This is a genomic window from Bacillus mesophilus, from assembly GCF_011008845.1.
Classification (GTDB): domain Bacteria; phylum Bacillota; class Bacilli; order Bacillales; family SA4; genus Bacillus_BS; species Bacillus_BS mesophilus.
Map to the genome: position 1 here is coordinate 494052 of NZ_JAAIWM010000001.1, position 20360 is coordinate 514411.

The 20360-nt window shown below is 35.9% G+C and carries 18 protein-coding genes; 10 read left to right on the top strand and 8 right to left on the bottom strand.

The features are described 5' to 3' along the window. Nucleotides 1-117: 117 nt before the first annotated feature. From G4D63_RS02540 to G4D63_RS02550, 3 genes are all read left to right on the top strand, one after another. A complete protein-coding gene (locus G4D63_RS02540; RefSeq protein ID WP_163177359.1) occupies nucleotides 118-531 on the top strand; it encodes a globin domain-containing protein in 414 nt (137 codons plus the stop codon). Next, complete coding sequence (locus G4D63_RS02545) at nucleotides 524-1381, top strand: DsbA family protein (RefSeq protein ID WP_163177361.1); 858 nt, start codon at nucleotides 524-526, stop codon at nucleotides 1379-1381. The genes G4D63_RS02540 and G4D63_RS02545 overlap by 8 nt, the downstream gene beginning before the upstream one ends. A gap of 178 nt (nucleotides 1382-1559) precedes the next feature. Beyond that, on the top strand, nucleotides 1560-1736 hold the full coding sequence (locus G4D63_RS02550) for a hypothetical protein (protein WP_163177363.1): 177 nt from the start codon (nucleotides 1560-1562) through the stop codon (nucleotides 1734-1736). Nucleotides 1737-1747: 11 nt separating this feature from the next. On the opposite strand, the gene G4D63_RS02555 is transcribed toward G4D63_RS02550, so the two are convergent. Then, entirely contained in the window at nucleotides 1748-2818 is a 1071-nt protein-coding gene (locus G4D63_RS02555; protein ID WP_163178365.1) for a nitronate monooxygenase, read from the bottom strand. 168 nt (nucleotides 2819-2986) lie between these two features. Here G4D63_RS02555 and G4D63_RS02560 point away from each other — a divergent pair, with 168 nt between their 5' ends. Together G4D63_RS02560 and G4D63_RS02565 are read left to right on the top strand one after the other, a co-directional pair. Next, entirely contained in the window at nucleotides 2987-3949 is a 963-nt protein-coding gene (locus tag G4D63_RS02560) for an ABC transporter permease subunit (protein ID WP_163177365.1), read from the top strand. Beyond that, nucleotides 3946-4848 (top strand): ABC transporter permease subunit, encoded by a 903-nt coding sequence (locus tag G4D63_RS02565; RefSeq protein WP_163177367.1) that lies wholly within the window; start codon nucleotides 3946-3948, stop codon nucleotides 4846-4848. Before G4D63_RS02560 ends, G4D63_RS02565 begins: the two co-directional genes overlap by 4 nt. A 97-nt stretch (nucleotides 4849-4945) precedes the next feature. Here G4D63_RS02565 and pepF read toward each other — a convergent pair whose 3' ends face one another. Continuing rightward, nucleotides 4946-6766 (bottom strand): oligoendopeptidase F, encoded by a 1821-nt coding sequence (gene pepF / locus G4D63_RS02570; RefSeq protein WP_163177369.1) that lies wholly within the window; start codon nucleotides 6764-6766, stop codon nucleotides 4946-4948. Between the two features lie 223 nt (nucleotides 6767-6989). On the opposite strand from pepF, the gene map reads away from it, so the two are divergent. Then, complete coding sequence (gene map / locus G4D63_RS02575; RefSeq protein WP_163177371.1) at nucleotides 6990-7739, top strand: type I methionyl aminopeptidase; 750 nt, start codon at nucleotides 6990-6992, stop codon at nucleotides 7737-7739. A gap of 52 nt (nucleotides 7740-7791) precedes the next feature. Here the strand turns inward: map and G4D63_RS02580 are convergent, their stop codons facing one another. The 3 genes from G4D63_RS02580 to mecA all read right to left on the bottom strand — a co-directional run bounded on the left by G4D63_RS02580 (nucleotide 7792) and on the right by mecA (nucleotide 11482). Beyond that, nucleotides 7792-8970, bottom strand: coding sequence for a competence protein CoiA family protein (locus tag G4D63_RS02580; protein ID WP_163177373.1), 1179 nt, complete (start codon nucleotides 8968-8970; stop codon nucleotides 7792-7794). Nucleotides 8971-9111: 141 nt separating this feature from the next. Further along, nucleotides 9112-10626, bottom strand: a complete 1515-nt coding sequence (cls, locus tag G4D63_RS02585; RefSeq protein ID WP_163177375.1) for a cardiolipin synthase — start codon at nucleotides 10624-10626, stop codon at nucleotides 9112-9114. A 172-nt stretch (nucleotides 10627-10798) separates the two neighbouring features. Continuing rightward, nucleotides 10799-11482, bottom strand: coding sequence for an adaptor protein MecA (gene mecA / locus G4D63_RS02590; RefSeq protein ID WP_163177377.1), 684 nt, complete (start codon nucleotides 11480-11482; stop codon nucleotides 10799-10801). A gap of 384 nt (nucleotides 11483-11866) precedes the next feature. Here mecA and G4D63_RS02595 point away from each other — a divergent pair, with 384 nt between their 5' ends. Then, the gene (locus G4D63_RS02595) at nucleotides 11867-12532 is read left to right on the top strand and encodes a TerC family protein (RefSeq protein ID WP_163177379.1); all 666 of its coding nucleotides are present in this window, start codon (nucleotides 11867-11869) and stop codon (nucleotides 12530-12532) included. 91 nt (nucleotides 12533-12623) lie between these two features. On the opposite strand, the gene spxA is transcribed toward G4D63_RS02595, so the two are convergent. Further along, the gene (spxA, locus tag G4D63_RS02600; protein WP_163177381.1) at nucleotides 12624-13019 is read right to left on the bottom strand and encodes a transcriptional regulator SpxA; all 396 of its coding nucleotides are present in this window, start codon (nucleotides 13017-13019) and stop codon (nucleotides 12624-12626) included. A gap of 417 nt (nucleotides 13020-13436) precedes the next feature. Here spxA and G4D63_RS02605 point away from each other — a divergent pair, with 417 nt between their 5' ends. Both G4D63_RS02605 and G4D63_RS02610 read left to right on the top strand, forming a co-directional pair. Then, nucleotides 13437-14639, top strand: a complete 1203-nt coding sequence (locus tag G4D63_RS02605) for an efflux RND transporter periplasmic adaptor subunit (RefSeq protein ID WP_163177383.1) — start codon at nucleotides 13437-13439, stop codon at nucleotides 14637-14639. Nucleotides 14640-14654: 15 nt separating this feature from the next. Beyond that, nucleotides 14655-17720, top strand: a complete 3066-nt coding sequence (locus G4D63_RS02610) for an efflux RND transporter permease subunit (RefSeq protein WP_163177385.1) — start codon at nucleotides 14655-14657, stop codon at nucleotides 17718-17720. Nucleotides 17721-17779: 59 nt separating this feature from the next. Here the strand turns inward: G4D63_RS02610 and G4D63_RS02615 are convergent, their stop codons facing one another. Next, nucleotides 17780-18358 (bottom strand): GNAT family N-acetyltransferase, encoded by a 579-nt coding sequence (locus G4D63_RS02615; RefSeq protein WP_163177387.1) that lies wholly within the window; start codon nucleotides 18356-18358, stop codon nucleotides 17780-17782. A 352-nt stretch (nucleotides 18359-18710) separates the two neighbouring features. Between G4D63_RS02615 and G4D63_RS02620 the strand changes: the two genes are divergently transcribed. Continuing rightward, complete coding sequence (locus tag G4D63_RS02620) at nucleotides 18711-18899, top strand: hypothetical protein (protein WP_163177389.1); 189 nt, start codon at nucleotides 18711-18713, stop codon at nucleotides 18897-18899. A 42-nt stretch (nucleotides 18900-18941) separates the two neighbouring features. Here G4D63_RS02620 and G4D63_RS02625 read toward each other — a convergent pair whose 3' ends face one another. Continuing rightward, nucleotides 18942-20144, bottom strand: a complete 1203-nt coding sequence (locus G4D63_RS02625) for a putative glycoside hydrolase (protein ID WP_163177391.1) — start codon at nucleotides 20142-20144, stop codon at nucleotides 18942-18944. Nucleotides 20145-20360: the final 216 nt, after the last annotated feature.

The following is a 20360-nucleotide window of genomic DNA, read 5'->3' on the forward strand; positions in this document are numbered from 1 at the left end:
TCCATACCATTGATTGATAAAATAATTTTAAACATATTTCTTAAGCTTAGTGAGAAATTATAGCTATAATAATCATAATCGTAACCTTCCTAGAATGAAAAAGGAGTTTTTATTTATATGACAGAGCAAGAGTACGGCAATACCCCTTTCCAAGCTATAGGTGGCGAGGAGGTTATCTCTCGTTTAGTTGATGCCTTTTATAACAGAGTTGCAAGGCATCCAGACCTGAAACCCATTTTCCCTGAGGATTTAAAAGAGACAGCCCGTAAGCAGAAGCAATTTTTAACACAATATTTAGGTGGACCAGCACTTTATACTGAAGAACATGGACATCCAATGTTAAGAGCTAGACATCTTCCCTTTGAAATTACTCCAACACGCGCAAAAGCATGGATTGCCTGTATGGATGAGGCAATGGATGAGATTGGTTTAGAAGGTGATTTACGCGAAGGTCTTTATCAGAGACTTGTTTTGACAGCACAGCATATGATCAATACTCCTGAACCCAAGGAGGAGAGCCGTCGTGAATAAACATATTGATCACTCGGTAGCTTCTGAATGCGGTAAGAAGCCTCTTGAAATCTATGTATTTATTGACCCTCTCTGTCCTGAGTGCTGGGCATTAGAGCCCATCTTAAAGAAACTACAAATTGAATATGGTAAGCACTTCTCCATTCGTCATGTCTTAAGTGGACGACTTGCTTCATTAAATTTAAGAAAAGCCACTTTAAATGGAAGTATTGCCAATGTGTGGGAGCGAACGGCAAGTAGATCTGGTATGTCATGTGATGGTGATATTTGGTTCGAGAATCCCATCTCCACGCCATTTACAGCCTCCATTGCGATTAAAGCTGCAGAGCTTCAAGGAAGAAGAGTAGGCTTGAAATTCTTGCGGAAATTACAGGAGCTTCTATTTCTTCAGAAGCAAAATATTTCAGACGAAGATGTTTTGGTCGAGTGTGCCAGAGAAGTAGGGCTTGAAATGGATGAGTTTGTTCAGGATCTTCATTCAGAAAGTGCCGCCAAAGCCTTTCAATGTGATTTACAAATCACTTCTGACATGGAAGTAGACCAAATTCCTACTCTTGTATTCTTTAATGAAAATATCGAAGAAGAAGGAATGAAGGTAACAGGCTTGTATTCGTATGATGTGTACGTTCGCATCATACAAGATCTACTTCAAGCTAGTCCGGAACCCAGCATCCCTCCCCCATTAGAGGAGTTTTTACAATATTTTAAGTTTGTGGCGACAAAAGAAATCTCAGTTGTCTATAACCTAGAACCAAACGAAGTAGAAAAAGAGATGAAAAAACTCCTGTTAAAACAAAAGGTAGAGGTGGTACCAGTAAAATACGGGACCTTCTGGAGATATATTGAATAGGTAGGACTACCTTCCTAAATAGGAAAACGTGAATTCGCTTAGAATTCACGTTTTTTTGTTATAAAGAATGTAATAAAAATCTTAATTGTTATTTATAAGATGAACAGTACTTGCATATGCATGATTAACAGGTAGACTTCTTGTCTGTTTCTTTAAAAATCTTTTGAGGAGGAACATCATGAATATGAAGGTTTTTCTCGCCGTTCTAGCTTTTTTAGTTGCTTTCTACTTTCAGCTTCTTGGTATGATGAATCTAGTACCTCTTCTAGTTACAACTCCTATACTATTTCTAGTACTACTATTAATTTCATTTAGCTTTAATAATCGTAATCGTTTTAAAGGATTCAAAGGTTAATGGTGAAATAGTTACCATTTTTTCATTAAGATTTCTTCCGCTTGCTCCACTGTTTCCTGGATTAATTCCTGTACGGAAACTGCTTTTGCTAATGTAGGACTTTGACCAGACCAGAGTGATAGATACTCAGCATTTTTTTGCTGTGCAGCAGCTTTACGAATGCTTTGGGTTAAGGAATTTTGAATAGGAAATTCAGGTAGCACATGCTCACTTGTTTCTAATTCCTCGACAAAGCGATTTTTAAATCCTCTGGCTGGTTTACCAGAAAATGCCCTTGTAATCACTGTCTGGTCTTCTTTCCCTTCAAGAATCGCTTCTTTATGAAGAGGGTGTGCTCCACTTTCTAGTGTTGTTAAAAAGGCGGTCCCCATTTGAACTGCTTCCGCTCCTAAGCTCAATGAAGCAACTAAACCTCTACCATCCATAATCCCACCTGCTGCTATTAGTGGAATTTGAACATGATCACTAACCTGCGGAATGAGAGACATTAAGCCTATTAAACTTCCATGATAGTTTTGATCAAAAGTTCCTCGATGTCCACCAGCCTCACTTCCTTGTAGAACAACCATGTCCATATTAGCTTTCTCACAAGCTATCGCTTCTTTTACATTTGTGGCAGTTCCGACTAGGACTATGCCTTTTCCCTTTAGAATGTTTACGCTAACTTCCGAAGGTAAACCAAACGTAAACGAACACACCTTTACCTCTTCTTCTATAAGGACATGAATTTGTTCTTCAAAAACACTATTCTGGTCAACTGGCGAAAACCTTGTTTCAGTGACAGATAATTGTTCACGAAATGGCGCAAGTAGCTGATTTGCTACTTGTATTCGTTCTTCATCAATTGAATATGGTGTCGGTACAAATAGATTAACACCAAATGGCTTAGAAGTTTGATTTTTAATTTCATGGATTTGTCTTTGTAATTGCTCTGGACTTAAATACCCCGCACCAATCATTCCGAGTGTCCCCGCATTACATGCTGCAGTCACAAGATCAGTTGTGGTTATTCCACCTGCCATCGGTGCTTGAATGATTGGATATTTTATGGAAAGCATTTCGGTGATTCTTGTTTTCATAATCTGATTTTCCCCCCTTTTATGATGAACAAACACCTATTTCGACAGTTTTATATTGTGTTTAACGCTTCTTTTAATATAAAATGATATGGTAATATTTTCAATTTTTTCTCACTTTTTGCAACATTCTTACATGATACACCGTTTTATATCTATACGAGGAGGATGAAAATGAATGTGATCAGCGGCTTAATTAAGCAACTCATTATATTTTTAATTATTGCATTATTACTGATATCAATAACTCTTATCCCTTTTGGGACAGAAGAGGTCGTAAGTGATTACAAGTTAACCTACGAATATAATTGGGTTTTATATTGGGAGCAAATTAAAGTCACAACTCTCAATTTATTGACGGGTAATGGACTTGGTATCACAAGTATTGGAATTACGGTTTCTGAACATATACAACAATATATAAATCGAAGCCTATTACTCATTATTCTTGGTTACCTATTGAGCTTATTATTTGGGTTTATTAAAGGATTACTAGATTATAAGTTTGCAAAAACTACTCAGTCATTATTTGGACGAATAACGAATATTCTTTTTACTTCTCTACCGGATTTCTTTGTATTTATTTTACTACAGTATTCATTCTTGCTTCTTGCAAGAGCAGGATTTCCAAGACTTGATTTATACGGCTTTGAACATTGGTATAACATTATTTTACCATTAATTGCACTACTTATTTTCCCAGTATTTTATCTATCTAAAATTGTTTTTACTGAGTTAAAGATTGCAGAAAAAAATGATTATATACTAACTGCAAAATCTAAGGGTCTCCACTCCTATTGGATTTTAAATAGACATATTGTTAAAAACTGTATCCAAACCTTTATGGCGCATGGTCAGACTGTATTTCTCTTCTTTTTATCAAGTCTACCTATTATTGAACTGTTATCAGCTTATAACGGAGCAGGTTACCAGTTAATGACAGCCATCCTAAATAAAGAACTTAATTTAGCCTTAGGATATTTACTTGTATTTTTACTCATCATGTATGTTGCTGTAACTTTCAATAAAATTATTTTATACATATGGACAAAGGAACGACATTCTTTATTTTTAACCAATCGGCCACAAGAAACAAAATCAAATGTGACGCGAAACACAAAAGGAGTCTCATTATGAAAGTATTTCGAATAAGCCCCTTATTTCTTATTGGTTGCATTGCCTTAGCATTTTTACTGATGATTACTTTTGTAGGTCCTTATTTACCGTTTGTTAGTGACGATTTAGAGGAAAAAATGTATATATTAGATGAAAATCGTAAACCTGTACCTCCACCTTTTCCACCGTCTGAAGATTACCCTTTAGGAACAGATGCTAAAGGAAGAGATTTACTAAGTGTATTAATTCATGGAGCGAAAGAGACATTATTATTTATTGTTTGTATCACGGTCATTCGATACATAGCCGCTTTGCCTTTAGGCTATATTGCCATCCACAATAGAATGGTAAAAAATCTAATCATGTCGTGGAATCGATTATTCTCTTATGTACCAACCTTTATGGTAATTTTACTTCTGTCTTTATTACCCTTTATCCTGTATTCCTTTAATCGCTTGTGGATGATGATCCTCTTAATTGCATTAATAGATGTAGGAAGAGTCGCCGAAATATACCGGGAAATATATGATCAGATTAAATCAAAGCAATTTATCTCGTCAGGAATTTCAGCAGGAGCAAAACCATTCTATTTATTTTACCGCTACTATTTCCTACCAGCTCGAAACCAAGTGATTGTTCATTTAATTCTTGATCTAGGTAGAAATTTACTATTACTCGCCCAATTAGGATTCGCATCGGTCTTCCTTACTCAAGTTATCTTCCAAGATGAATTTGGACAATGGATCTGGATGAATGACTCCAATAACTGGCCTATATTCTTAAAAGACGTCCTTGAAGATATTCGTAGAGCCATTTGGATTCCATTTTGGGCTTCTGTTTTCATCGCATACACGATATTTGCAATCAATTTATTTGGAGAGGGATTGAAGGATTTATTTGAGAAAAAAGCCAGAAATTAAGAACAAAAGGCGCAAGGCATTCAAAAAATTTTAATACTCTCCTATAACTTAAAACAAAAAGGTCGATTTTCAATGATGAAAATCGACCTTTTCTTATTTATTTACCTTCTAACAATTGTTCCATTTCATTTAACTTCTCTTCGAATACTTGAAGTGCTTGCTTAATTGGCTCAGAAGACGTCATATCCACTCCTGCCTTCTTTAGCACCTCAATTGGGTAGTCTGAACTTCCTGCTTTTAAGAATTCCAAATATCGATCGACAGCCGGCTGTCCTTCTTCAAGGATTTGTTTCGATAATGCTGTAGCTGCACTAAATCCTGTCGCATATTGGAAAACATAATAATTGTAATAGAAATGAGGAATTCTTGACCATTCTAATCCAATTTCTTCATCAATCACAATATCGTCACCAAAATATTTCTTATTTAAATCGTAATACATGCTTGTTAGTAGATCAGGAGTTAAGGCTTCTCCCTCTTGAGCTTTTAAATGAATTTGATGCTCAAATTCAGCAAACATTGTTTGGCGGAATACTGTACCACGGAAGCCTTCCAGATAATGATTTAATAAGTACAAACGTTTTTGCTCGTCATCAATAGTCTTTAATAAATAATCATTCAATAAATTTTCATTACAAGTAGAAGCCACTTCTGCTACAAATATAGAGTAGTTTCCATATACATATGGCTGTGTTTTTCTTGTATAGTAGCTATGAACGGAATGTCCAAATTCATGAGCAAGTGTAAACAAGTTATTTACGTTGTTTTGCCAGTTCATAAGGATATAAGGATTCGTTCCATATGTTCCCGATGAGTATGCTCCACTACGCTTTCCTTTGTTTTCTTGCACATCTACCCATCTATTTTCATAAGCTTCTTTTAGGATTCCCTGGTATTCTTCACCTAATGGAGCTAAGCCTTTAACTACTAGGTCCTTAGCTTCTTCATAGGTTACTTCCATTTTTACGTCCTTCACAAGAGGCGTGTATAAATCATACATGTGAATCTCATTTAGCTTTAAAACTTTCTTACGTAATGAGACATAACGGTGTAATAAATGAAGGTGATCATTTATTGTATTTACCAAGTTCTCGTATACCTGTTCAGGGATATTGTTGTTACTTAATGCAGCTTCACGGGCTGATTTATAATTTCTTACATCTGCATAGAAATTATCTTTCTTAACTGTCCCGGCTAATGTACTAGCAAATGTGTTTTTATAGCTTCCATATGTTTCATAAACTGCTTTGAAGGCATCTTCCCTAACTCGTTGGTCACTACTTTCTAAAAAGCGAGTATAACGACCATGAGTAATTTCAGTTTCTTCTCCATTTTCGTCTTTGATTGATGGAAACTTCAAATCTGCGTTATTAAGCATTCCAAATGTTGTGCCAGCAGAACTTGTCACGTCAGCAGTCTTTGCTAATAGAGCCTCTTCTTTGGCACTAAGTACATGTGGACGAGTTCTTGTAATATCTTCGATCGCGTGAGCATATACTTTTAACTCATCTTTTTCTGAGATAAAAGACTTAACCTTCTCTTCTTCAAGTGCTAATATTTCAGGTACAACATAAGATAAAGCACTAGAGATCTGTGTGTATAGATTTTTAGCACGATCATCTAGAGCCTGATAATGTGAATTTGTCGTGTCTTGATCATATCTCATATGGGCATATGTGTAGAGTTTTCCCATTCTCATTAATAATTCATCTTGATATGTAAGTAATGCTAAAAAGGTATCTGCAGATTCTCCAAGCTTTCCTTCAAACTCACTAGCTTTTGGAATCATTGACTTAACTGCTAAAAATTCAGCTTCCCATTGTTCATCCGTTGTAAAAATATCCTCTAGTCTCCAAGTGTCCTCATGGGCAACTTGATCTCTTGTAGGCAATGATTTTGTTGCTGTTTGTTCAGCCATTCATATTCCTCCTATTGCATGGTAAAAATTTAGACAATTGAAATTCTTTGTCTCTCATACCTATTCGATTCTTATTAGTTTATTCCCTCTATTTTTACACATATAATAGTTTTTACGAATATATTTTTTATATCCTCTCTTCCACGGTATAATAAAAAAATAGTTTATACTCATGAAGGGACATTTATGAGAACCTACAAATTAGATAAAGGAAGTGAACAGCATGATCACTATAAAAACGGAGAGAGAAATTGCTTTAATGCATGAAGCAGGTAAGCTATTGGCAGCTTGTCATAAAGAAATAGCTAAATTAATAAAACCTGGTATTACTACTGCAGAGATTGATGCATTTGTTGAGAAATATCTAGAAAAGCATGGGGCAACTCCTGAACAAAAAGGGTTTCGAGGATATCAATACGCAACTTGTGCCTCTATTAATGATGAAATCTGTCACGGGTTTCCTAGAAAAGAAGCATTAAAAGATGGCGATATTGTAACCATTGATATGGTTGTTAATTTAAACGGAGGACTGGCGGATTCTGCTTGGACATATGCAGTAGGTACTATTCCAGAGAAGACACAGAAGTTACTAGACGTAACAAAAGAAGCACTTTACTTAGGAATTGAAAAGGCAGTAGCTGGTAATCGGATTGGCGATATCGGCCATGCTATTCAAACTTATGTTGAAGCAGAGGGCTTTTCAGTAGTTAGAGATTTCATAGGCCATGGAATTGGACCTACCATCCATGAAGAGCCTCAGGTACCTCACTTTGGACTTCCTCATCGTGGATTGCGTTTAAAAGAGGGAATGGTCATAACAATCGAGCCTATGGTAAATGTAGGTGATTGGCCATCTAAAATGGATGAAAACGGATGGACAGCCAGAACAGTTGATGGAACACTCTCTGCACAATACGAGCATACTATTGCGATAACAAATAAAGGTCCTATTCTGTTAACAGAGCAAGTATAAGAAAAGGTCATGCTTTGGGCATGACCTTTTCTTATACTTGGCTGTTTGCACCTCACAAAAACAATCTTTTATGCTGTAACAAAAAATGTTGATCCTGTTCTAGTGCCTCCTCAATATGTCTTGGAAAATAACAAGACCTGCTTCGTATAAAGGTTTTTCTATTTATTTGACGCAGAACACCTACCTGCACTAATACATGCAAGTACTCCATAATCGCAAAAGAATAGTGACTATTCGTTATGAGTGGTAACTCTCGTAAGCTAAATAAATGATTCCTCTTTTTATAATTAAAATAATCATAGACTGATTGAAACGAAAAGACACTTGAAAGTGGTTGTCCTTCAATAAATTCTAAAAGAATCCAAGCCTGCCAAATGTTTGGTGAAGTGTGAATCCAATACATAGAGGGAACGGGAATGCCAATTTCTGAGGGTAACAAGGAGGGATAAACTTGTTTTGCGTATAAGTAGTGTAAAAGTTTTTTCATACTTTGAGAGGGATATTGGGTAGCATTAAGTCTCCAGCTTTTCTTAAGTTCAAGCCAATGCTTGATTGGAAATTCACTATTCGTAGTAGGGGTTAGGAGATCATTGAAGGTTAGTTTTTTGGGGTCAACTACTTTTAAGGTAGCTTGAACTATTGTAGAAGACATAGGGAGTATATGGTGCAAGAAAAGAAATTTCTTAGATTCTGAACAATAAAAGAGAAGGCTTGGCTTTTTTTGAATCAGCCTAACAAACATCCAATCAAAAGCTGAGAGATAGAACTGATCTTTGTCTATCCGCTTTAACCTCTTCCCGCCAAGGAGCCATAGAGGGTGTATATTGACCATACGGTATCCATCTGTCCTATCTCTGAACTGTTTGACATCAATCGTGGAGCATTGAAGTTCAATAGCTGTTTTAGTAGTAGCGACATACAAATCTGGACGTTGCTTCAGTGTTTTTAGATATGGCTCCAATACAGGAAAAAGTGATTGAGCTGCTAACCAATTGAAGAGTTCTAACTTACCAGTTAAATGATAAAGGGATTCTGGTTCGGAAAATGACTGGCAGTGGGTTGATTGGATGTGGGCAAAATGGGGAATTCTTTGATCACCTATTCTAAGTAAAACAGGCTCCTTACAACTTGGGCATTGAAAGACTTCATTGTTTCTTAACTGCAGTAATGAGTCCTTTGACCGATCATGAACGGAATACAATATACCTTTTTGATTTTGTGCGACTAACACCTTTTATGATCATCTCCTTTATTTGATTTCTCCTATAGATTTCTTCTTATTACGAAGAATCCCTTTTTTATTTCTGTATTTTTTTCATTTAATAACACACACAGTGAAAACAAAAAAAATAGCAGTGCCATGACAGCACTGCTACAATAACGGCGAAAGTAGTCTTGATAATGACTCAGTTACTCTAACAATAATTGAACGAGTATTAAACGTACTAGTTTCTACGACTTTCGAATGTTCAAGATCCTCTTTAAATACTTTTACTAATCTTTGAATACTATTTGTTTGATATAAAAAGGCATTGACTTCAAAATTTAAATGAAAACTTCTCATATCCATATTTGAGGTACCTATGGATGCAATTTCGTCATCAATGATAATAAATTTGCTATGCATGAAGCCCTTTTCATATTCGTATACTTCAACTCCAGCTTCTAGCAATTCAGGAAAATAGGATCGTGATGCATAGAACACAATTTTTTTATCAGGACGGTTGGGAACAATTATTTTTACATCAACCCCACTTAGAGATGCAATTTTTAATGCTGAGAGTATATCAACATCGGGGATTAGATAGGGTGTTGCAATACAGATTGATTTTCTTGCAGAGGAGATCATTTCAAAAAATAGGTTCTTAATAACCTCCCATTCATGATCTGGACCTCCAGCTACTAATTGAACGCCACCTAAATCATTACCCACCCCTAATGTAGGGTTCAAATAGTTGTCAGCCTTTAAGGCCTCGTTGGTCGTATAGTACCAATCCTTAAGGAAGATGATTTGCAAACTACGTACTGCTTCTCCTTCCAAAAATAAATGGGTATCTCTCCAAAAACCAAAATACTTATTCCTCCCCAGGTATTCATCACCAATATTTAATCCACCTACGAAGCCTATTTTCCCATCAACAACTATGATCTTTCGATGATTTCGGAAATTTACTTTATGATTCAAAAATGGAAGTTTCACCGGGGAAAATGGAGCCATCTTTACCCCAGCTTCTTTTAATGAGTTAATGTAAGTTCTAGTAAGTCTCCAGCTTCCAACAGAATCATAGAGAAATCGAACCTCCACTCCTGCCTTAGCTTTTTCAATGAGGATCTCCTTAATTTTATTGCCTATTTCGTCATCCCTAACTATGTAATATTCTAAGTGTATGGACTGGTTTGCTTCCTGCAACCCCTTTATAATTTTTGAATAAGTCTCATCGCCGTTTGTTAAAACCTCTGAATAGGTATTCTTGGTTATGGGACTCTTTCCAAGTCGTTGTGCCAGTCGAAAAAGTCTTTCCTGATGTCCACTTAAATGTTCATATTCCACTTTGTTTCGTCTGATTTCTTTATCATATAATTCTTGGAACTTTTCCTCGTCATTGATGGCTTTTCTTTGGAACATCTTCTTTTTCCTGAAGTTCCTACCAAACAAAATATAAAAGAAAAAACCAATGACCGGGAAAATCCCAAGTACAATTAGCCAAGTTATTGTCTTAGTTGGGTTACGATTTTCAAGAAAAATGACAAAACCTGTAAATATTGCAAGAAGGGTAAATACTATACTTATTACACCGATAAGCTTTTGTCCCGTATACGTTTGAATTGAATAAAGAGAAAATAAAACAAACGTGATATATAGAAGAACTTGGATAGTTTGTTTCATAGATAACCTCTTTTCCTTACTTACCAGTTGAGAACAAAAGGATCAACCGTCCCGCTCAAAAGAACCATTTTCCTTCCCTTAAGTGGTTGAGCTTGGTGTTTGATATTGGTATGGATACCAAGAACAAGTTAATCCATCTTATAAAAAACCGACTCCTTTAAGGGGAATCGGTTTAAGGTTTTAAAGCGAAGTGCTGATTTACTATTACTAAAGCGTTCTCTTCGATAATTTTCTTCCCGTACTCTTCAATTCTGTGAATCGTTAATTGACTTTCATGGCCATATTCTAAAACTAGACTTAAAATGTTATCCAGATTTTCTTCCTGCATTTCTTCATTAAACTCTACATAGAGGTAGTAGGAATTCTCGTATACAAATAAACTGTTCTGAACATCCTCAAGTTTAACTCTATGACTTAATGAAATAACGTCCTCAAAGTCGCGGAAACGAACAAGGAATTGTAATGAGTCTGTATCTATAATTTCTTCAGTATCTATTTTCGCCTTATTTTTAGTTTGAAAGTGTTGATCTAATAGTGATTCAATTTTATCATCAACTGGAAGATCTAAATCCTTATCTTCTGCAACGGAAAGCTCAAAATTTTGCCCATCTTTAGAGATCTGTGCTTTTGTCACAATAACCTCAATCCCTTTTTCAAGAGCTTGAACTTGAATCCACAGAGGTCCTTCTACAGAAAATTCCTCTTGATGATGAACCTCATCCATCATCTCCCAAAAGAGCTCTTCACTTCTCTCACGATTGTACCAAATTTCCTCACGGTCAAATCCACGTTCTTCAATATCACCGTAAGTTATATAAAACTTAACCGTATGCTCATTTATACGTTCGATCTCCATCTTTACCTCTCCCTTCTTAACCTATTTTTGAAGGGACATACAACCCCCAGAGCGGACGCTCTCTTTATATACAATGTACCCATTTTAGTCTTATATCAATCGTATCATAACAGATTGATTATTTCGACTAAGACCTATTCTAAATTGTATGGCACAAGGCCGTTTATCTTGTACTTTTATTTTATGATAAAACTTTAAAATAGGGAAATAAAAACACCTAATTATTGAAAAACAAACGGATGCCTATTCTATTAATTAAATATCTATCATACAATCTCTATTACTATGAAACTTCTTGTCCACGGTCATCCTCTTTTCCTTTAATGGTATGTTTATATGCCTTTTAAATGGAAAAAATTTATAAAAACGATAAGGGAGTATAATATGGAATTAGAACTACTTACTGCAATATTATTAATTATCGGAATCGACATAGTACTCGGGGGGGATAACGCGATTGTTATTGCACTAGCAAGTAGGAACTTACCAGAATCAAAGCGGAATAAAGCTATATTCCTAGGTACTGGGCTTGCTATTGTAACGAGAATCATACTAACAGTTTTAGCTGTCTACTTACTTCAAATCCCTTTTCTACAGTTTGTAGGTGGGTTACTTTTACTCTACATAGCTTACAATTTGTTAGTTGATGATGGTCATGACAATAGGGACATTCAAGCTGGGGTCACCCTTGGTGCTGCTGTTAAGACGATTGTGTTTGCAGATATTGTAATGGGATTTGACAACGTTATTGCAGTAGCAGGTGCAGCACATGGCAACATCTATCTTGTGATTATTGGTTTATTATTTTCTGTTCCTATCATAATTTGGGGAAGTAAGCTTATTTTATATTTAATGGAGCGTTTTACAGCTCTTGTATATGTTGGAGGCGGAATCCTCGCCTTCACTGCTGGAAACATGCTGGTTCATGAAGAAAGACTTCAACCGTTTTTTAATCATTATTCCATGTTAAAATTAGGTTTACCCTTAATAACTGTGGTGTTACTTCTAGGTATTGGTTATTGGGTCAACTCTAATAAAATTAGAAATTAATTGCACCGCATTCATAAGAATTTTATACTTCCCCTTTAAGCTAAGAAAAACTTCTACGATTGTAGAAGTTTTTCTTTTTAATACAAACTGATTAGTTTACGAGTCGTTGTGCTTCTCTTAGTTGAAAAGTACGAACCTTTCTCGGTAAAAACCTTCTGATTTCGTCCTCGTTATATCCTACTTGAAGGCGTTTTTCATCAATAATGATCGGTCTTCTAAGTAGACCAGGGTTTTCTTGGATTAATGAATATAAATCCTGCAATGGTAGAGCTTCTACATTTATATTAAGCTTCTGAAAGATCTTAGAACGAGTTGAGATAATCTCATCTGTTCCATCCTCAGTCATTCTTAGAATTTCCTTAATTTCCTTGATGGATAGTGGCTCTGACATAATGTTTCTCTCTACATAAGGAATATCATGTTCCTCTAACCAAGATTTTGCCTTGCGACATGATGTACAACTTGGTGATGTATATAATGTAACCATTAATACTTCACTCCTTTTATATTTAATATAAGGTATGTTATTGATAATGATTTTCATACTTAGATTAGAATTAATACTAAATAGAAATATTTATATTTATTATAAACTAAAATGCTAAATAAATATAGGGAAACTTCTTGACTATTTTTGACTTTTTAGTGACTTTTCCTCCTCTACCCTACATTTTTGTATAATTTATGTATAATATTAATACGTATATAAAGTACAAAAGGTTTCAGCTTTATTGTCATTTACCCGATTAAATTTAATTTAAACATTAAGTGTTGTCCTTTAATAATTTTATATCCTTAAAATAAGGAGTTTTCGTCTTAGACCAAGTAAAGCATATCTTTGTTCAATATTATAAATACATGATAATTTTATCTTAAGACATCATAAATAGTAGAGGTGACAAGATTGAGAAATCCAATTTATTTACTACTTGTTATATTAATTTTGGTAAGCGGATGTTCCACTAAAGAAATTACAAAACAGGATACAGGTCAAACGCAGTTACCTGTAAAAACAGATATTGTAATGAAAAGTACCATCTCAAACACAATTGAATTATCTGGACTCGCCATTCCTCATACCCAGATTCCCCTCTTTACTGCTCAGCCACTTCAGGTGCAAAAGGTTCATGTAAAAGTGGGTGATCAGGTCAACGAGAATGATGTCTTAATTTCTTTAAATAACGAGGTAGCAACAAGGCAATTAAATGAAGCAAGAAAGACGGTCGCAAAACTTCAGACGGCTCTATCAAGTGCCAAGCAGGCAATTCCCACAGAAGAACAATTAAATGAAATTGAACAATTACAAAAAGAGGTTCAAGAGGTGTTAACAAGTACAACTGATTTGCTCTCACAAATTGAACCTGGTGAAATAACAACAGAAGAAATTGTACAAACGTCTCTACAGTTGTCTTTGAAACAGGCACAGCTTGCAAATGCCGTTAGCAAGCTTCAACCTTTCTCTCCTGCTTCAATTACAGAGCTTGAAGCTCAATTAGTCCAAGCAAATCAAGTGGTTGAACAGGCTAAAGAATTAGTATCTGCGACGGAAATTCAATCTCCTATAAACGGGACTGTTGCATCCATCGATGTCGTTGAGAACGGACTAGCTCCCCCTAATATGCCAATTGCTACCGTCATACAACTCGACCAAATAGATGCAACGTTTCAGGTTAATAGCTTTGAAGTAGTAAAACTACAAGTAGGCACAGAGGTTTCTCTAACCTTTACAGGAATAGAAGAACTATTCAAAGGTAAAATTGAGTCCATTTCTCCTTCTATTAATCCAGAAACGAATATGTTTACGGTCATTATTCCAATTGAAAACAGTAGTAATCTTATTAAGGGAGGAATGAAGGCTTCAGCTAATGTCGGAATTGATCAAGTAAATGACGCACTTGTCATTCCTGTAGAAGCAATACTTTATGAAAATAATGAACCATACGTGTTTGTTGTTGAAAATGAAATAGCCGTAATGAGAAAAATAGAGACTGGAATACGAGATGATCAACACATTCAAGTTATCTCAGGACTAGTTTTAAATGATCAGGTAGTTACTGAAGGACAAGAGAGATTAAATGACGGGGATTCTATTTATGTATCAAACTAAGGAAGAGATGGCATTATGAACCTTTCAAAATTAGCTGTATTAAGACCGATTGCAATGTCGATGGTGATTCTCCTACTTCTTATACTAGGTATCGTGAGTGTCAGAAATATGACCATCGATTTATTTCCTGACTTAACATTTCCTGTAGCCGCGATTACTGCGACCTATGATGGAGCAGGCCCAGAGGAAATTGAAAATCTACTAGCAGAACCACTTGAAAATGCGATGGGTACGATTCCAAATGTAGAAACGATTTCATCCTACTCTCAAAATGGAGGGGTTTTGGTTGTTGTTTCCTTCCATTGGGGAACTGACATGGATTTTGCAGCACTAAATATGAGGGAGAAAATTGATACTGTACGTGACTTCCTACCTCAAGGAGTCGAATCACCAAGAGTTGTAAGGTTTGATCCAAGTGATTTACCAATTATCCAACTAGCTGTAAAAGATGTAAGTAATGAAATGATAGAAGCTAAACAATTAGCAGAGGAAGAAATAAAGCCCCTTCTAGACTCAATTGAAGGTGTTGCATCGGTAACCGTTGAGGGTGGAGTAGAGAATGAAATAAAGCTCATCGTCGACCCAAGAGAACTTGCCACCTATAATGTGACACTAGAACAACTACAACAAATCATTGGGGCAGAAAACTTAAATCTTCCTGCGGGATCAATTACTGATCAAACTCAGCAGCTACCAATTAGAGTAACAGGACAGTTTCAATCCATTTCAGATATTGAAACACTACCGATTCCAACGAACAACGGAATTATCCCGTTGAATCAACTAGTGACGGTGGAGGAATCCCTTAAACCCTATAACCAACTTAGTTTCCTAAACGGCGAGCCAAGCGTTGGTATTTCAATCTTAAAGCAGTCTGGTACCAATACTGTTGCAGTTGCAGAACAAATTCATGAAGTATTGGATCAAATAAAAACACAGCTCCCTGAGGGAATTGAAATCCAAACTGTTTTTGATCAAAGTAAATTTATTAATCAATCTATATCGGCAGTTACATCCAATATGATTATTGGTAGCATTCTTGCTTCACTAGTGCTTTACTTATTTTTGCGAAATATTAGAAGCACTTTAATCATTGGTTTCAGTATACCTATTTCGATTGTTACAACATTTGTGTTCATGTATTTTAGTGGACATACTCTTAATCTTATAACCATGGGTGGACTTGCACTAGGTATTGGAATGATGGTAGATAACGCCATTGTCATTTTAGAGAATATTTACCGACTAAGACAAAAAGGGCTCTCCATGAAGGATGCAGCCATTCAGGGAACAACAGAAATTGGACCAGCAATTATCGCCTCAACTTTAACAACAATCATTGTTTTCTTACCTATTATTTTTGTTGAAGGTCTAGCTGCTCAGCTATTTAAACCACTTGCAATTGTCGTTTCCTTTTCATTGTTTGCATCATTATTCACTGCACTAATCATTGTACCCTTATTTTCATCATTATTTTTAAAAACAAAAGCACAGAAAGAAGAGCACTCCATTACTTTATTTACGAAGATAGTTGATAAGTATAAGCAGCTATTAAAGTTTTCACTTCGTCACCCGAAAAAAACAGTGATTATTACGATAAGCTGTGTTCTTGTTTCACTTGCTGGTATTCCCTTTATTGGAACAGAGTATCTACCTGCTCAAGATCAGAGCTATATTAATATGACAGTTAAGCTACCTGAAGGAAAGTCGTTAGATGCAACTTATGAAGTGACTGAAAGAGTAAATAAATTAATAGAGGATATTGAAGAAATTGATCTTACCTTTGTAACGATAGGTGGAGGTAATAATTTTTCTGTAGTTGCTGGCACAAGGACAAATCAGGCTAACTATACGATTCTCTTAGTACCTAAGGATGAACGAGCACAATCAGATCAAGAAGTCGCTGAACAAATTCGTACAAGGGTTTCGGATCTTTCTTATGCGAAGGTATCAGTTGAGGCCAGTGATGGAGGATTTTCAGATGATCCTGTATCCCTGACCATATCCGGGCCCAATATTGATGTCCTACAAGAACTTGCTGATGATACTATAGACCTTATATCAGAGATTGACGGAGTAAGAGAGCCTTCTTCTAATTATACAGAAGGCAACCCGCAAATATCAGTTATTATTGATCGTGCAGCAGCCAGTCAGTTTGGAATCGGTAGTGCCCAAATTGCGTCGGCAGTTACAAACGCTACGAAAGGTGTTGTTGCTAGTCGCTTGGCTCGTAATGGTGATGAGTTAGATATACGTTTAATGGTAGAGAGTACGTACACTTCCTCTATCGAAAATCTGTCTGAGCTATTAATCTCGACACCGACTGGGCAAAAAATCCCTCTTCAATCCGTTGCTCAAATTGCAAGAGATCAAGGCCCTAGTCAAATTACTAGGACCAATCGTGTTCGAGAGATTACCGTAAGAGCATCGATATTGAATCGGAGCTTAGGAGATGTGACGAAAGACATTGAAGAATCATTAAAAGAAAATATTAAGTTCCCATCTAATCAATACAAAATCACATTTGGTGGACAAGATGAACAAATGAACGATGCTTTCTTCAAGCTATCACTTGCCTTAGCTCTTGCCGTTGTATTAGTTTACATGGTTATGGCTGGTCAGTTTGAATCGTTTCTCTATCCGTTTATTATCATGTTTTCTGTTCCACTAGCCATTATTGGTGTAATTCTGGGTTTATTACTATCAAATCAACCGTTTGGAGTTGGCTCACTTGTTGGTATGCTGATATTAGCTGGTATAGTCGTCAACAATGCCATTGTACTTGTGGAGACCATTAATCTGCAGAAAAAACGTGGAATGATGACCCTAGACGCTATTTTGCTAGCAGCACCAACACGACTAAGGCCAATCTTTATGACAACCCTAACTACGGTCTTAGGATTAATTCCTTTAACTCTAGGGTTCGGTGAAGGAACCGAAATACAGCAACCCATGGCTATTGTTATTGTATTCGGGCTAAGTATAGCAACATTAATCACTTTACTGTTTATTCCTTCGGTGTATCTATTGTTTGACCGAAAGAAACAGAAAGAGTTCTCAGAGGACATTCATTTTGACTAAACATTCATAAGGCTTTTACAAATAGTAAAAGGGAGTGTAGCTACACTCCCTTTTTGCGTTTAAATGTTTTTTAAAATGTCTTTATTTGGTCCTTCTTCTTCATCAAAAGTAAGAACCTCATCAACCTTTTGATATGACTCCCCGTATAGTTGCTCATCCTTATACGTATGAATCATCTCATACGTTTTCCTCATACCTTCATAGATGGCCTCCTCATCCTCCTGCTCGGGCGACCAAAATAAAATCTCCAATGCATTGACTTCATTTGTTGCTAATGATTTCCTTCTATAACCAATTGATTTTGCATGAACAAACCCTTCTCGTTTATAAAAACGAAGTCTTTTCGCAGAATCTGAGTCATCATAATTTACGGGTTCTACTTCAAGAATAATTGATTTCTCTTTTTCCTTAAGTTTTTCAATTAACTTGTGACCAAGCCCCATACCTCTAGCATCCTTTGAGACGAATAAATAGTCAATAAATAAAAAGTCATCTAACTCTGCATACATCAATACGTGATGTGGTCCTTCATCTTTATGATAAATATCTCCCTGTTCCTTTAATAAAATCTCCATATGCTCTTTAGACTTCATTTCTTCAACTGGAAAATACTGATTTAATTTTTCATACCAATTCATATAATCTTCTCCCTTTAATAATAAAGTGCGAAGTTCCCTTTGAGTGGTGAACTATGCAATTGCTTTGCATTCTCACGCAATAATCGTCTCGTCTCACGCAATTTTATCATACAAAAAGTGTGAATCTTATACATTTATCTTTATTCTAACGCAATTCACGGCATATGCCTCTTCTTCTTCTCGCAATTAGGATAGGAGAATGTATATCCATCTAAATTAAAAGCAATTTTATCTAATATATTCATGATCCCAATTTATCGTGTAGATTCTTATAAAAGTAAGTTACCCCTCTTTTCATTTGATTAAACATTGTCTACAATAGAAGGAGAAGCAATACTTGGAGGTATAAACCATGATTGAATATATAATTGACTTTAGTTTAGTTGCCCTTTTAGTGATTGGGTTTACAGCGACAATTGGTGTTATTACAAATGGTATCGGGGAAAAGCTAGCTGGTGGAGAAGGCGATCCCGAAAGCTTTAATCAATCTGCAAAAACACAAGTAGGCTGGAATAATGTTGGTGGTAAGAGCAAAAAGTAACTGCACCTATAGGAGGTGCAGTTTTTTTGTGGCTTTTAAGAACTAATCCACTGGAGTATAGTCAACATTAGTAGTGTAGGTGTTACCGGCGTTCCATAGTAAAAATTCTTTGATCCCATTTTCATTTAAAGCTCGAATTTGTGCTTCCACTTCTTCTTTACCATATTTTATATAGTTTCCTGATCCTAAATAAGAAGCAGTAAAATCTTGAATCCATGGTCTAGATATTGGTGGATTTTCAAGTTCTAGAAGTTTTTTATTTTCCACTTTTGCATATTCTGTAACCAGCTTATATGGTTCTAGATCTGGTTTGGCAATTCCAAAATAAGAGGTCCAGTGACTTGGATAGATCATAGAGGATATAACATCTACATGCTCGGATATTTTGGAGAAGTTTTGACCAATACCAGGAGCTTCTGGTAAGGTTGCCGTATAACCAAAGATATCGACTGAAACCTTCACATTATAAGGTTCAAGCTGTTCCTTGGCATAAGCGACAAAATCAGTTACCGCTTTTACTCTTTTTTGAACATTTTCTAGCGGCAGATCTTTATATTCACCCATACCATATCCTAATTCTTCATCTCTTTTTTCAAATCCTTCAGGAAAACGCACATAATCAAACTGAATTTCCTGGAAACCAAGCTTAGCTGCCTCGATTGCAATGTTAACATTATGATCCCATACTTCTTTTAAGAACGGATTAACAAATGACTCTCCACGACCATTTTTCCAAACCTGACCGTTTTCAGTAAATGATAAATCTGGGCGTTCCTTAGACCATACGCTATCTTTAAAAACAACTACCCTAGCGATTGGGTATATTTGATGTTCTTCAAGAACCTTTACTTTTTCACGAACATTCTTAATGTAAGGTTTACCGATTGAATATAAGGGCGATGTCTCCTCTGGCACATAGGTAAGATGACCCCAATCATCTTTAATATCCACAACCATTGCATTCAATTCAGTATCATCCATAAGTTTAACGAGCTTTTCAAACCGGCCTCCTCCAAACGAATGACCCGTTACATATACTCCTCTAATGGCATCAGGGTAATTAAACGTGAATCCTGAATCAAACATAAATCGTGGAACCTCTTCTGGAAGAAGCTTATTCTCAAGTGACACTACTTTCGTGGTATGCTCTGAACTCGTTCTGATCTCCTCGGCATTCGCTCCTCCTGTATATAACAGGATTGTACTTAGTGTTAACACCACACTTGCTTTAAATATATTTACCATTTTGAGTCTCCTATCTTTGTTACATTTTCTGATATTGGCTCACACAAAGCTTTATCATTGGATTTAAAACAAAGGAATAGGTAAACCTTAACCTTGCCTATATATCATCTTATGAATGACTTGTCATCAATCATGCGTTATTATAGAATTTTCTCTACATTCTCTAGTGTCTCACAATATGAAGTTGGACATTTATGATGGAGCGGCTCCAAATTG